Raw genomic sequence first — 13,221 nt, 5'->3', positions numbered from 1 at the left:
CGGAGCGAACCGGAACGCTCGTTAAGCTGGCGGGGACGCCTGGTCCCTGCCGGCTTTTCGCGTGTCTGGAGAACCCCCGCACCATGTCGGAACCGACCCCCAAGCCGTACCTGACCGTTCGGGGTTCCGGCGTGCACGAGCTGGAGATCAAGAAGTCCCGCTTCATCTGCCACCTGGCCAGAGTCACCGACGAAGCGGAGGCGCAGACGTTCATCGCCGGCATCCGCAGGCAGTACTGGGACGCCCGGCACAACTGCACCGCCTTCGTGGTCGGCGGTGAGCAGCCGCGCGAGCGTTCCAGTGATGACGGCGAGCCGGGCGGCACGGCCGGGGTCCCGATGCTGGAGGTGCTGCGCAGGCGAGGGCTGACCGACACCGTCGCGGTGGTGACCCGGTACTTCGGCGGGATCAAGCTGGGTGCGGGCGGCCTGGTGCGGGCGTACGGCAGCGCGGTGTCCGAGGCGGTGGACGCCGTCGGGCTGTTGGAGCGGCGGCCGGTCGCGCTGCTGACCGTCGAGGTCGACCACACCAGGGCGGGGCGGCTCGACAACGACCTGCGGGCTGCCGGTTACGTGGTGCGGGAGCTGACCTACCAGGCGACCGGGGTGCGGATCGAAGTGGGCGTACCCGAGCCGGAGGTGACGGCCTTTCACACCTGGCTGGCGGAGGTCACCGGCGGTTCGGCCGCCGCCGAGGCCACCGGCCGGGACTTCGTCGAGGTGCCGGTGGGAGACGCCTGAGCGTCGCTGAGTGTCGCTCAGGAGCTGCGGCGACAGGGTGCCACGACCGCCGAAGAGCCGGTCCGAGCGAAAACCTAGTGACACTCGAACGAATTAACCATGCCCGGTGTTGGAACTTCCGCTCCGGGCATCGGCGTTTCCTGGAGCAAGGACCCGCACCGGTATCGGGCGGTGCGGAGCCGACCGACCACCCCGTAGATGGAGGACGTCAGACCTCAGCAGCCGCACCACGGGAGGTACCTCGCATGACTCCGCAGCACAGTTCGTCGCAGCGCACCGTACCGGATCGAACTCCACCCCGGCCCTCGAGTCCCGCGTCCGCCGCCGGCCAACCAGGCGAGGCGGCGGGCCGGTTCGGCCAGCCGACGCCCTATCGGATGACGGTCGGTTCGCCACGGCCCCGCGCCGAGGTGGCCGCCCTGGCGGATCAGCTGCTGGCCGCCTGGCTCAAGCGGGAGGGCCACGACGAGCCCCCGCCGGACACCCTGGCCCTCCCGGCCGAGCGCCTGCGTCTCGGGGACCGGGTCCTGCTGGACCGCGACTTCGGTGACCTGCCCGCCGGCACGACCGGCCCTGAGGGTGCCCCCGCGACCGACCCCGAGGGCGGCCCCGGCTACATCCGCCGCAGACTGCGCACCCCCGCCCCGCACGGCACCGACCAGCTGACCCTGACCCTCGCCTCCGCCACTCCGGACGGCCCCACCGAGGTCCGGCTGGAGGCCGAGTACCTGGCCTCCGGATCAGCCCCCAGGTCGGGCGGCCGGGTCCCCGTCCCGGACTTGGCCCGGGCCCTGCTGCCGCTGCTCGACGCGACCGACGGCCCGGCGCAGATCGGGGTGGCCCCGCGACTGGTCCGCCCGGCGGACGTGGAGGCGCTGATCGACGAACTCTGCGATCCCGAGCGCCGGTTGCCGGTGCTGGTGGCCAGCCTCCCCCCGTCCACCGCGCCCAGCGCCTGGGTGACCGAGACACTGCTGCCGCTCACCCGGCAGCTGACCGGTCTGGCTTCGCTGCACCTGCTGGACCACGAGGCGCTGCCGCTGTTCAACGTCGCGCTGGAGTACCACAAGGTCTACGGCGGCGCGGTCCGCACCTACCTGCCCGAGATCGATCCGGCCTGCCGGGTCGACGGCGCGCGGCACCCGGTGCTGCCCAGGCACCGGATCGAGGAGGACGTCCGGCGGGCCGCCGCGTTGCTGGCCAGGGAGCCCCGCAGGCTCGCCACCGACCTGCCGCTGCCGGCACTGTTGGCCGCCGTGCCGGTCTACCGCGCACCGACCGAGGCACGCAGTGCGGTCGGTCCGGCGACCGAGCAGCGGACGGACCAGGAGGTGGACGCCGCCGAGCGGCAGGCCAGGGCCGACGAGCTCCAGCGGGTCCGGCACTCGCTGCACCGCTCGCGCCGCCGCGAGCGCTTCCTCAGCGCGGCCAACGACGACCGGTCCGGCCTGCGGCACTCGTCGGGGCTGAGCCTGCCCGGCCGGCTCTGCACCGTCCGGCCGTGCGACGGGAGCCCGGGCAGCTTCGGTGAACTGGTCGGCCGGTTCGCCGAGTTCCCGTTGCTGGAGTTCACCGGCGACCAGAAGGAGGCGGTGGCACTCGACGGCCAGTACGCCGGCACCGGCTGGGCCCGGCTGACGTGGGAGGGCCTGACGGCGCTTCAGGAGTACGCGGCCGCCGCCGTGCGGGGCGAGGCGGGCGGCGACTTCAAGCAGTGGTGCGAGCACACCCCGCCCGGCTGTCACCGGTTCCCGCCGCGCAAGGCGGTGCGCGGCGAGTCGAGGACGGTGGAGAGCCACACCAAGTGGAAGCGCGAGCGGATGCTCCCGGTGCCGGAGTGCGTGGACTCCTCCCGGCGCGCGTTCATGGGCGCGCACCTGCGGATCGGCGGCGGGCGGACGGCACCCCGGCTGCACTACCTGGACGACTGCTCCGGCAGCGGTCGGATCTACGTCGGGTACATCGGCCTGCACCTGACCAACACCAGGACCAACTGACGCCGGGGTCACGGGTCTTGGCCACCGGCGGGGGCCGGACGGTGGAGAATGCTCAGCAGCAGCCGAGCGGCACACCGGACGAGCATGGGGGAACGACCACCGATGCAGAACGCACCAGAGGGGCAGCCGGACGGTACCGCGACCACCCTCCAACCCGGTTTCCTGGCCTCGCTCTTCCGTGACCTCGGCGGCGAGGAGGTGCCCACCCCCCGGGCCAGCGGCACCAACACCACCACGGCCACCGACGACGAGGTCGCCGCGCACGGCAGGGCGGCCGCCCTCACCCACCAGCGGACGATGGCCGTGCTGGCCGAGCACGAGCAGCTCGCCGATCTGCTGCGCCGAGCCGCACTGCCGGTCTCGGCAATGGACTTCGAGAGCCAGCTGCTGAGTTACGAGCCCCGTCCGTATCCGGCGGCGAAAGCCGAGGCCGGGGACGGGTCGGCGGCAGGTGCGGCCGACGACGGCCCCGAGCCGCGCTGGGAGGACTACGCCCCGGCCGAGCCGCAGGTGGCGGGCCGACTGCTGCTCGACTCCGGGTACCAGCGCGGCTTGGCCCAGGCCCGGTTGGCACATCAGCGTGCCCTGCGCGAGTGGCGCGCACGGCGGGCGGTGGCGGTGGCCAGCGGGGTGCCGGCCGCCCGGCGGGCGCACGAGGAGGCGGAGCAGGCGCGGGCCCGGGCGGTTCGGGAGTACAACGACAGCCTGGAGGAGTGCCGTCGGGCCTATCGGCTGGCCGAGCCGGCGGCGGTCGAGTCGCTGCTGGAGCGCGCGCTGGCCGCGGCGGAGGGCGCGACCCAGGATCTGCCCGCCCCCTGTCGCGCGGTGTTCCGTCCACTGACGCGCACCGCCGTCCTCGACCTCGATCTGCCGGCGCTGGAGCTGGTCCCCTCGCTGGCCGGCTACCGGCTGGGCGCCGACGGCGAGGTCGAGCCGGTGCCGCGCCCGACAGCCGACCGGGCCGCCGACTACCTGCGGCTGGCGGCCCGGCTCGCACTGCGCGCGTTGCAGGCGGCGGACGCGGTGGACACCGAGGACATACTGGCCGGCGTGGTGCTCAACGGCTGGCTGCGCAGCCCGGACAGCCCGTCGGCCGATCCCGTCTGCCTGCTCAGCGTGGACGCGGACCGGGACGCGCTGGCCCGCACCCGGCTGCTGCCGCCCGCAGCGGAGAGCGAGACCGGGACGGTGATCGGCGCCGAGCAGGGCAGCGGCGTGTACGCCGACGCCGAGCAGGACGAGGCACTGCTGCGGCTGCGCGAGTTGGCGGCGGTGGTGACCCCCGACCCGTACGGGCTGGTGCCGGTCGAGCCGAGCGCGGAGGCGAGCCGTACGGTGCCGTCGGCAGCCGACCTGTCGGCGAACGAGTTCGCCCAACTGGTCCGCGAGCTGCTGACCAGGGGTGGGCTGACGGAGTGGAGCGTCCGGCTGCGCGGGCCGTCCGGGCTGGTCGCCACCGGGTCCGGGGAGCCGGGGAGCGCGCTGCCGGGGCGCTGGGTGGTCTGGGCGTCGCGCCCCGACGAGTCGGGTGGGGCGGGTGGCCAGGTGGAGGACATCGAGCTGCGGACGCTCGCGGAGGCGGTCCGGGAGGAGGGGGCCGACCGAGGGCTGCGGCTGACCACGGGCCGGTTCTCCGAACGGGCGCTCGACCTGGCCGGGGAGCTGGAGCAGATCCACCTGGTGGACGGTGACGGCGTACGCGAGCTGACGGCCACTCACCTCGGGCTCCGGCTCGGGGTCGGAGGCTGACGGCCCGACGGGTGAGGCCGACGCGACCCCGACCGCCCAGGTCAGCCGTCGGTGCGGAACCCGCTGACTCGCCGTCACCCTGACGGCCGTGTCCGGCGGGCACTGCGACGCGCCGCCCAGCAGGCTGGCCGGTAGGGCCGTGGCGCGAGCCACGTCCCGGGCCGGGCGTCTGCGCCCGTGGGCAGCGGACCGCGCAGCCGTCCGGCCCCACTCAGCTCGGGCCCGTGCGGTACAGGCCCGCGCAGCTCAGGTTCACGCGGCTCAGGCCCCTGCGGCACAGACCCGTGCAGCTCAAGGTCCCGCAGGTGACGGTGGGCCGCTGACACCACGTCACGCTAATGCCGGTGGGTTGACGTCCAGGGGCGGAGGCCGCAAGGTGTCGGACATCCGACGAGCGAGTGCGGGAGGCCCTCGATGACCGCGGTGCTCGTCTCCGCCGGTGCCTTTCTGATGACGCTGCTCGGCGGTTTCGTGGCTCAGCGCACCGGTGACCGCCGTCATCTGGTGCTCGGGTTCGCAGCCGGTCTGATGCTCGGGGTGGTGGCGTTCGACCTGCTGCCCGAGGCGATCCACGCCGCACCGGGCGAACTGCACGGGGTGCCGCAGGCGCTGCTGATGTTCGCCGGCGGCTTTCTGGCGATCCACATCGTCGAGCGGTCGGTGGCTATTCACCGCGGTCACGAGGGGGAGTACGCCGCCCACTCGCACGCCCATGCGCACAGTCCCGCGCAGAGCGGCAAGCAGGGGGTCGGTCTGACGGCCGCGGGTGCGCTGGTGGGGCACAGCCTGATGGACGGATTCGCGATCGGCGCGGCGTTCCAGGCGGGCAGCACGGTCGGCACGGTGGTGGCCATCGCGGTGGTCGCCCACGACTTCGCGGACGGTTTCAACACCTACACCATCACCCGGCTGTACGGGAACAACCGCCGCCGCGCCCTCGCCCTGCTGACGGCCGACGCACTGGCGCCGGTTACCGGGGCGGCCATCACCCTGTCGTTCACCATTCCGCAGCACCTGCTCGGCCTGTACCTCGGCTTCTTCGCGGGCTTCCTGCTCTACCTGGCGACCTCCGACATCCTCCCGGAGGCGCACAGCCCGCACCCGTCCCGTTCCACACTGCTCTGCACCCTGCTCGGGGTGGGCTTCATGTGGCTCGTGATCGGTTTCGCGGACTGACCGCACTCACGGCGGCTCACCTGGCCTCAGCTCCACTGCCGCCGGAGCGCTTGCAAGGTCGCGGTGATGGCAGGCCGGCGGCTGGTCCTGGTCCGCCAGAGGACGAACACCCGGCGCGCGGGCTCGGGCACCACCGGCCGGGCGACCACCCCGGGCGGCAGGGCCGCGCGGCCGAGGCGGGGCACCAGGCCGATCCCGAGGCCCGCACCGATCAGCGCGATCTGGGTCTCGAACTCGCCCACCTGGTAGATCACGTCCGGCTCCTCACCGGCCTCGCGCAGCGTGCGGACCAGCCAGTCGTGGCAGATGTTGCCGGGTGGCACGCTGATCCAGCGCTGGCCGAGCAGGCGTCCGACCGGCACCACGGCGAGGGCGGCCAGCGGGTGCCCGGCGGGTAGCAGCAGGTCCACCGGGTCGATGCCGAGGTCGAGCCGGGACAGCCCGTCCTGGATCGGCAGCGGCACGGTCGGCCAGTCCTGGACGAGGGCGAGGTCGACCTCGCCCCTGGCCACCAGGTCGGCGGCCAGGTAGGGGTCGACCTCCAGCAGCCGGACGTCCAGGTCGGGGCAGCGCTCGCGCAGTTCGGCGAGCGCCCCGGGCAGGATGCCGCGCGCGCCGGTGGCGAAGGCGGCCACCACGAGCCGGCCGACGGCCTCGCCGCGCTGCTCCTCCAACGTCACTTCGGCCTGTTCGACCAGGGCGAGGACCTGCTGCGCGGTGTCGGCCAGGGTCCGGGCGGCGTCGGTGAGCGCCACGCCCCGGCCCTGACGCTCCAGCAGCACCGTCCGGGTCTCCCGCTCCAGCTTGGCGATCTGCTGGGAGACCGCCGAGGGGGTGAAGCCGAGCGCGGCCGCCGCGCCGCCCACCGAACCGTGTACCGCGACCGCGTGCAGCGCGCGGAGCCTCCCCAGATCCATCATGCAGTGATGCTAAAGCATCTGGTGAAGAACTATTTGCTGGTGCTACATCGTCGCCCGGGCCATGCTCGGTCCATGCCGATGACCCCCCGTCACATCGCCCTCGCCGTCCTGGTCGCCGCAGTCTGGGGCGTCAACTTCGTCGTCATCCACGTCGGCCTCGAGCACTTCCCGCCGTTCCTGTTCGGCGCCCTGCGGTTCGCCGTGGTGGCGGTCCCCGCGATCTTCTTCCTCGGGCCGCCGAAGGTCGCCTGGCGCTGGGTGGTGGCGGTCGGCCTCACCCTCGGCGTGGCGAAGTTCGGGCTGCTGTTCTTCGGCATGCACGCCGGGATGCCGGCCGGGCTGTCCTCACTGGTGTTGCAGAGCCAGGCCGTCTTCACGGCGGTGTTCGCGGCTGTACTGCTGCGCGAACGGCCGCCCGCGCGGCGGATCGCCGGGCTGGCCATCGCGTTCGGCGGCATCGTCCTGGCCGCCGCGGACCGGGGTCTGCACGGCCCCGTCGGCGCGTTCGTGATCGTGATCGCGGCGGCGGCGTTCTGGGCCGTGTCCAACGTGCTCACCAGGAAGGCCGCCCCGCCGGACGCCCTGCGCTGGATGGTCTGGATGAGCGCCGTCCCGGTGCTGCCGCTGCTCGGCCTGTCGCTGCTGTTCGAGGGGCCGGCGGAGATCGGCCGGGCCCTGACCGGTCTCACCCCGGCCGGGATCGGCGCGGTGCTCTACGTCGGCCTGGGGTCCACCCTGTTCGGCTTCATGGCCTGGACCCACCTGCTCGGTCGGTACGACGCCTCGGCGGTGGCGCCCTACTCGCTGCTGGTGCCGGTCTTCGGGATGTCCTCGTCCTGGCTGCTGCTCGGCGAGCGGTTCGACCCGCTCGCGGTCGGGGCGACGGTGCTGGTGGTGCTCGGGATCGGGATCACCGCGCTGGACCCGGGCCGGCCGCCCGGTTCTGCTCGAAGGCGAGCTCGGCGGTCCGCAGCGCTTGCAGCAGTGCGGCCTGATCCGGTCGGCTGACCGGTCCGAAGTACTCCTGCGCGACCTCCTGGCGGACCTGCCCGAACCGCTCCAGTGCGCCGTGGCCGGCCGCCGTCAGCACGACCCTGACGGCCCGTCGGTCCGCCGGATCGGGGACCCGTTCGACGAGGCCGGCCTCTTCCAGTGCGTCCACCACCGTGGTCGCGGAGCGGGGCGCGATGTGCAGGCGCTCGGCCAGTTCGCTGAGCCGCATGGTCTCCCGGCCCTCGCACCCGGGGGCGTGCGCGAGCGTGCGCAGGGCGCGGGCCTGGCCAGGAGTGATCCCGTACGGCTCCAGCCGCGCCATGGTCTGCCGACGGATCCGCTTCATGGCCCGGGTCAGCGCGTCGGCGAGCTCCGCAGCGGTGTCGGCGGGCGGCGTGGACGGCCCGGTCGCCCCGGACGGCGCAGACGGCGCGGACGACGTGGACATGGGCAGGCTCCCCGGGCAGTAGGTGGCCCCAGGGTATCGGGGCCGGTCGAGATGTCGCTCCGATAACACCTTGAGCTTGGCTCACTATGCGATTAGGCTCACCTAAATTCTAGAAGCCCGATCAGGCGCCGTATCGGGCACCCGATCAGGCACCCGAACAGACAGAGGTCACACCATGTCCGTGTCCCAGGCGCGCGTCGCCACCGACCGTCCGGCCCGCTACGGCAAGCAGCTGGCCGCCCACATGGGCCGCAAGGTCCAGGCCGAGTGGTGCGAGGAGGCAGGCCGGGGCGAGCTGGTCTTCGGCGCCGGCACCGCCACCCTGACCGCCGAGCCCGACGCGCTGCTGCTGGTGGTCGAGGGCGCGGAGGGCGACCTGCCGCAGCTGGAGGACGTCGTCGGTCGCCATCTGGTCCGCTTCGGCGCCCGCGACGAGCTGGTGGTCGAGTGGCACCGCGACAGCGGCGAGGCGGGTCTGGTGCACCGGAACGAGGAGGAGCCCGCTAGCGGCGAGTGAGCAGCCGCCGCAGGCACCAGAGCAGCACCCCCGCGAGACACCAGCTGGCCAGCACGTCCAGCAGCCAGTGGTAGTCGCTCCACACCAGCCCGGCCCCGACACCCAGGCAGAGCAGTGCGGTCAGCCCATACAGCCGTCGGCGCACCGGCCGGTGCAGCGTCGGGCCGACCAGCAGGGCCGCCGTGCCGTACGCGATCGCCGAGGTGGCGGTGTGTCCGGACGGGTACCAGCCGAGCTGTTCGGGCGCGAGCGGGTAGCCGAAAGGACCAGGCCGGGCGAACCACGCCTTGCCGGGTACGACCAGCAGCGGTACCAGCACCCCGGCCAGCACCGCCACCGGCAACGGGTACCACCAGCGGACCCGTCCGGTCCGGTGCTCGCGCCAGGCCGCGACCGCTGCGGTCAGCAGCAGGACCGGCATCGCGAGGGCGGGGTCGCCGAAGTCCGAGAGTCCGGCGCCGAGGTGGTTGAGCAGCGTACTGCCCAGCGCCCGGCGGAGGGTGTGGACGCCGCCGCGGGTCAGTTCGTCGAGCTCCAGCAGGGGACCGTCGACCGCGACCTGCCAGGAGATCAGGACGAGTACGGCCAGCAGGGCCAGCGGAATCCAGGCACGCGAGAGCCGCCCCGGAGCGGGGGGGAGAGCTCCAGGGCGGCTGGGGAGATCGCCGTTCCGTGCGCCCCGGGGGGTGTGGGCCGGACGGTCGGTCGATCGGTTCTCGGCTCCCACCGCCCCGGCTGGAGCGGCGGAGGTTGTCGATGAGAACTGTGGCTCGCTGTCCATCTGTCATGACAGTACGTCAGACGCCGCGCGGCGCAGCACGGCTCGGACCGTTTGGCACAGCATCTTCACCAGTGCGCGTGCAACGAGCGTCGGCATTCGGCGGACGCAAACGGAAGGGCCCGGTCCGTGCGGACCGGGCCCTTCGCGCCGAGGCGGGATCAGACGGCGGCGAAGGCGCCCTCGATGATGTCCAGGCCCTCGGTGAGCAGGTGCTCCGGCATCACCAGCGGCGGCAGGAAGCGCAGCACGTTGCCGTAGGTGCCGGCGGTCAGCACGACCAGGCCCTCGGCGTGGCACGCCTTGGCGACCGCGGCGGTGAACTCCGGGTTCGGCTCCTTGGAGCCCGGCTTGACCAGCTCGACGGCGATCATGGCGCCGCGTCCGCGGATCTCGCCGATCACGTCGAACTTCTCGGCCATGACGGTCAGACGGGCCTTCATGACCTCCTCGATCCGCTTGGCCTTGGCGTTCAGGTCCTCGGACTTCATGGTCTCGATGGCGCCCAGGGCGGCGGCGCAGGCGACCGGGTTGCCACCGTAGGTGCCGCCAAGACCACCGCCGTGCGCGGCGTCCATGATCTCGGCGCGGCCGGTCACGGCGGCCAGCGGCAGCCCGCCGGCGATGCCCTTGGCGGTGGTGATCAGGTCCGGGACGATGCCCTCGTCGTCACAGGCGAACCACTGGCCGGTGCGGCAGAAGCCGGTCTGGATCTCGTCCGCGACGAAGACGATGCCGTTCGCCTTGGCGTACTCGACGATGGCCGGGAGGAAGCCCTTGGCCGGCTCGATGAAGCCGCCCTCGCCCTGGATCGGCTCGATGATGATCGCCGCGACGTTGTCGGCGCCGATCTGCTTGTTGATGATGTCGATCGCCTGCGCGGCGGCCTCGGCGGCGCAGTTCTCGGCACCGGTCAGCCAGCGGTAGGGGTACGCGACCGGAACGCGGTAGATCTCCGGCGCGAACGGGCCGAAGCCCTGCTTGTACGGCATGTTCTTCGCCGTCAGGCCCATGGTGAGGTTGGTGCGGCCGTGGTAGCCGTGGTCGAAGACCACGACGGCGGTGCGCTTGGTGTAGACGCGGGCGATCTTCACCGCGTTCTCCACCGCCTCGGCGCCCGAGTTGAAGAGCGCGGTGCGCTTCTCGTGGTCGCCGGGGGTCAGCTCGTTGAGCTGCTCGGCCACGGCCACGTAGCCCTCGTACGGGGTCACCATGAAGCAGGTGTGGGTGAACGCCTCCAGCTGCGCGGTCGCCTTGGCGACCACGGCGGCGGCGCTGTTGCCGACGTTGGTCACGGCGATGCCGGAGCCGAAGTCGATCAGCGAGTTGCCGTCCACGTCCTCCAGCACGCCGCCACCGGCCCGCGAGACGTACACCGGGAGGGTGGTGCCGACACCGGCGGCCACCGCGCCGAGCTTGCGGGCCTGCAGCTCCTGCGACTTCGGGCCGGGGATCGCGGTGACCAGGCGGCGCTCCTGCGGGAGCGGAGTTGCAGCGCTCATGGTGTGTTCTCCAAATCTCAAGGCGCGGTCCTCGCAGGCTACGGCCGCCGAACTCGCCCGAGCATGCGCCACTCGGTAGCAGTCCGCCGTCCGACTTGTCCTGCGCGGCCAGCGCCCCGGGATCGGCTACGGGCTGCCGCCGCTCCACTACATTGAGCGCGGACGGGTCGCCCGGCGGCGTCCCGGGTAGGTGAATGGCCGGGTGGGCACAGGGAGCGGGGAGCGGGCCGGGATGGGACTGGACGGTACGTACGGGCAGCGTGCGGTCGGGCTGGGGAAGGCGCCGGGGGTACCGCCGCAGCGGCCGGTCCCGTTCGACCTCACCGCCTGGGCCGGGGAGCTTCGCCCCGAACTCGAACCGGGCATCTACCGGCTGAACCACCGTCAGAACGCGGTGGCCGACCGGGAGGCCGCCGCCGTCCCGGCCGCCCCGTTGCTGCTGCGGGCCGCGCTCAACCTGGTGGTGGCCTGGTTCGCCTACCTGTACGGCGTGCAGCTGGTCTTCTGGGTCGCCGGTCTGCTCGGTCTGCTCGACGACCTCGACTCGACCACCGCGGTGATCGCGCTGCTGGCGGTGAACATCGCGGTGGCGATCGGCGTGATCAAACTGTTCGGCCGGATGGGCCGCTGGCCCGAGGTCTGGCGCCGCTGGGTGGGCCCGCTGCTGGCCCGCACCGTCACCCAGGAGGAGCCGGCCGAGGGCGTCGCCGCACCGACCGGACCCACCGACCCCTGGGAGCGGCTGCGGCAGGGCGGCGCGCCGCTGGCCGCCCAGCTGCTCGACCGGCAGCCGGTCAGCGACGTCGACTACGTCCGGATCCAGCGGGCCTGGGAGACCGTGCTCGGCGAACCCGAGCTGATGGCCGCCTTCACCGAACAGGTCACCGCCCGGGGCGCCGCCGCCTGCGCGCACCCCTCGGAGGCCCGCGACCTGACCGGCCGCAGCCCCCGGCACGACCTGCTGACCCGTCAGGTCAGGCTCGGCACCGCCCAGGACGTGCTGAAGAACCCGCCCACCCACCGGGCCACCGGCTTCGCCCTCGACCCGGCGCTGCTCGGCACCTCGCTGCTCGCCGTCGGCCCGGCCGGCACCGGCAAGACCGCAGGGCTGGCCCGGCCGCTGGCCGAGGCGCTCTGCCTCCAGGCGCTCGCGGGCACCGCCTGCGCGGTGGTGATCGGCGGCGCCGAGGCAGACCTCGGCCCGGACGACTGGTACGACGTGGTGATCGCCCCCGGCGACCCCGCCTCGCCGTACGGCCTCGACCTGTTCGGCGCCGCCGCCGAGGTGGACGAGGCGGCCGCCCGGCTGGCCGACGCGCTGCTGCCGGACGAGCTCTCGCTGCGCGCGGAGAGCGCCAGGGCCGCGCTCCAGCAGACGGTCGGCCCCTTCCACGCCGCGTACGGCCGCTACCCCGGCGTCCGGGAGCTGCGTGAGCTGCTCGGCGGCGAACCCGGGAGTTGGGCGGCGCTGCGGCAGGCGCTCGCCGACGCCGACGGGATGACCGCCCACCAGTCCGACCTCCAGCACCGCGAGCGCCAGCACGGCCGGGCCGACGACCCGGGTGCGCTGCTCGCGGACCGGCTGGCGCTGCTGGACCGCCCGGCCTTCGCCGGCTGCTTCCCCGGCGACGCGCCCGGAAAGCCCGCCTTCGCGATGCGGGCGCTGGACCACCCGCTCCGGGTGCGGGTGAAGCTGCCCGAGCTCAGCCACCCGGAGGCGGCCCGGATGCTGTCCCGGCTGGTCACCGGCCAGTTCGTGCAGGCGGCCGGCGCGCGCCGGGAGCGTGCGCTGTTCGCCGGTCTGGTGGTCGACGACGCCTCGGCCGCGCTCGACGCCCACGTGGTGCGCGGACTGCAGCGGATGCGCGGGGCGAACGCCGGGGCCGTCCTGCTGCTGCGCACCCTGGTCGACCTGCCGGAGAACCTGCGGACCGCGCTGTTCGGCGCGGTCGGCTGCCGGATGGCCTTCCCCGGCATCGCGCCCTGGGACGGCCGGCTCTTCTCCGAGGCCTGGGGCACCCACCTGATCCGGGAGACCGCCGTCACCCACGCGCCGGACACCTCGGGCGGCGCGTTCCGCCGGGCCGGGCGGCTGGCCAGGAAGGCGCTCTCCGGTACCACCGCGCAGACCGAGAGCGTGACCGTCCGGGACGTCGAGCGGCACCGCTGGTCGCCCTCCGATCTGGCCCACGCGCTTCCCACCGGGCACGCGGTGATCTCGCTGACCACGGTGACGGGCGAGCAAGTGCCGCCGGTGCTGGTGGACCTCCGCAGTTGACGGGGAGTCGGCTGACTACGGAGCGGATGATTCGGTCCGGCCGGTTGGCCGAGGCGTACATAATGGGGTCAGAAGCCCTCCTCGCCCGGCTGCAACGGCGCAGCCTGGTCGAACACCCGAAGG

At 73.4% G+C, this 13,221-nt stretch carries 11 protein-coding genes; 7 read left to right on the top strand and 4 right to left on the bottom strand.

The annotated features are described in order from the left end of the window. Window positions 1-83 precede the first annotated feature (83 nt). The 4 genes from ACKUU6_RS10835 to ACKUU6_RS10820 all read left to right on the top strand — a co-directional run bounded on the left by ACKUU6_RS10835 (window position 84) and on the right by ACKUU6_RS10820 (window position 5,662). On the top strand, window positions 84-740 hold the full coding sequence (locus ACKUU6_RS10835) for a YigZ family protein (RefSeq protein WP_407988286.1): 657 nt from the start codon (window positions 84-86) through the stop codon (window positions 738-740). 377 nt (window positions 741-1,117) lie between these two features. Beyond that, window positions 1,118-2,737 carry a hypothetical protein gene (locus ACKUU6_RS10830; protein ID WP_407988285.1) on the top strand — a complete coding sequence of 540 codons (1,620 nt, stop codon included), beginning with the start codon at window positions 1,118-1,120 and terminating at the stop codon, window positions 2,735-2,737. A gap of 102 nt (window positions 2,738-2,839) precedes the next feature. Beyond that, window positions 2,840-4,486 carry a restriction endonuclease gene (locus ACKUU6_RS10825; RefSeq protein WP_407988284.1) on the top strand — a complete coding sequence of 549 codons (1,647 nt, stop codon included), beginning with the start codon at window positions 2,840-2,842 and terminating at the stop codon, window positions 4,484-4,486. A 414-nt stretch (window positions 4,487-4,900) separates the two neighbouring features. Beyond that, a complete protein-coding gene (locus ACKUU6_RS10820; protein ID WP_407988283.1) occupies window positions 4,901-5,662 on the top strand; it encodes a ZIP family metal transporter in 762 nt (253 codons plus the stop codon). Between the two features lie 26 nt (window positions 5,663-5,688). Here ACKUU6_RS10820 and ACKUU6_RS10815 read toward each other — a convergent pair whose 3' ends face one another. Continuing rightward, complete coding sequence (locus ACKUU6_RS10815) at window positions 5,689-6,582, bottom strand: LysR family transcriptional regulator (RefSeq protein ID WP_407988282.1); 894 nt, start codon at window positions 6,580-6,582, stop codon at window positions 5,689-5,691. 78 nt (window positions 6,583-6,660) lie between these two features. Between ACKUU6_RS10815 and ACKUU6_RS10810 the strand changes: the two genes are divergently transcribed. Then, window positions 6,661-7,590, top strand: coding sequence for an EamA family transporter (locus tag ACKUU6_RS10810; protein ID WP_407992093.1), 930 nt, complete (start codon window positions 6,661-6,663; stop codon window positions 7,588-7,590). Here ACKUU6_RS10810 and ACKUU6_RS10805 read toward each other — a convergent pair. Then, the gene (locus ACKUU6_RS10805; RefSeq protein WP_407988281.1) at window positions 7,493-8,023 is read right to left on the bottom strand and encodes a MarR family winged helix-turn-helix transcriptional regulator; all 531 of its coding nucleotides are present in this window, start codon (window positions 8,021-8,023) and stop codon (window positions 7,493-7,495) included. The genes ACKUU6_RS10810 and ACKUU6_RS10805 overlap by 98 nt on opposite strands. A 175-nt stretch (window positions 8,024-8,198) precedes the next feature. On the opposite strand from ACKUU6_RS10805, the gene ACKUU6_RS10800 reads away from it, so the two are divergent. After that, window positions 8,199-8,540, top strand: a complete 342-nt coding sequence (locus tag ACKUU6_RS10800) for a DUF2218 domain-containing protein (protein WP_407988280.1) — start codon at window positions 8,199-8,201, stop codon at window positions 8,538-8,540. Here the strand turns inward: ACKUU6_RS10800 and ACKUU6_RS10795 are convergent. Then, on the bottom strand, window positions 8,527-9,267 hold the full coding sequence (locus ACKUU6_RS10795; RefSeq protein ID WP_407988279.1) for a phosphatase PAP2 family protein: 741 nt from the start codon (window positions 9,265-9,267) through the stop codon (window positions 8,527-8,529). The genes ACKUU6_RS10800 and ACKUU6_RS10795 overlap by 14 nt on opposite strands. 212 nt (window positions 9,268-9,479) lie before the next feature. Beyond that, window positions 9,480-10,820, bottom strand: a complete 1,341-nt coding sequence (gene gabT / locus ACKUU6_RS10790) for a 4-aminobutyrate--2-oxoglutarate transaminase (protein ID WP_407988278.1) — start codon at window positions 10,818-10,820, stop codon at window positions 9,480-9,482. Between the two features lie 232 nt (window positions 10,821-11,052). Here gabT and ACKUU6_RS10785 point away from each other — a divergent pair, with 232 nt between their 5' ends. Then, on the top strand, window positions 11,053-13,098 hold the full coding sequence (locus tag ACKUU6_RS10785; protein WP_407988277.1) for an ATP-binding protein: 2,046 nt from the start codon (window positions 11,053-11,055) through the stop codon (window positions 13,096-13,098). Window positions 13,099-13,221: the final 123 nt, after the last annotated feature.

The sequence above is a fragment of the Kitasatospora sp. CMC57 genome, from assembly GCF_045866025.2.
Taxonomy (GTDB): domain Bacteria; phylum Actinomycetota; class Actinomycetes; order Streptomycetales; family Streptomycetaceae; genus Kitasatospora.
This window is presented reverse-complemented; position numbering and strand designations above follow the sequence as displayed.

Excerpts from the sequence above, each read along its gene's own strand:
- ACKUU6_RS10815 (WP_407988282.1), bottom strand. The coding sequence starts at position 6,582 with ATGATGGATCTGGGGAGGCTCCGCGCGCTGCACGCGGTCGCGGTACAC.
- ACKUU6_RS10785 (WP_407988277.1), top strand. The coding sequence starts at position 11,053 with ATGGGACTGGACGGTACGTACGGGCAGCGTGCGGTCGGGCTGGGGAAG.
- gabT (WP_407988278.1), bottom strand. The coding sequence starts at position 10,820 with ATGAGCGCTGCAACTCCGCTCCCGCAGGAGCGCCGCCTGGTCACCGCG.
- ACKUU6_RS10820 (WP_407988283.1), top strand. The coding sequence starts at position 4,901 with ATGACCGCGGTGCTCGTCTCCGCCGGTGCCTTTCTGATGACGCTGCTC.
- ACKUU6_RS10830 (WP_407988285.1), top strand. The coding sequence starts at position 1,118 with ATGACGGTCGGTTCGCCACGGCCCCGCGCCGAGGTGGCCGCCCTGGCG.
- ACKUU6_RS10810 (WP_407992093.1), top strand. The coding sequence starts at position 6,661 with ATGACCCCCCGTCACATCGCCCTCGCCGTCCTGGTCGCCGCAGTCTGG.
- ACKUU6_RS10825 (WP_407988284.1), top strand. The coding sequence starts at position 2,840 with ATGCAGAACGCACCAGAGGGGCAGCCGGACGGTACCGCGACCACCCTC.
- ACKUU6_RS10805 (WP_407988281.1), bottom strand. The coding sequence starts at position 8,023 with ATGTCCACGTCGTCCGCGCCGTCTGCGCCGTCCGGGGCGACCGGGCCG.
- ACKUU6_RS10835 (WP_407988286.1), top strand. The coding sequence starts at position 84 with ATGTCGGAACCGACCCCCAAGCCGTACCTGACCGTTCGGGGTTCCGGC.
- ACKUU6_RS10800 (WP_407988280.1), top strand. The coding sequence starts at position 8,199 with ATGTCCGTGTCCCAGGCGCGCGTCGCCACCGACCGTCCGGCCCGCTAC.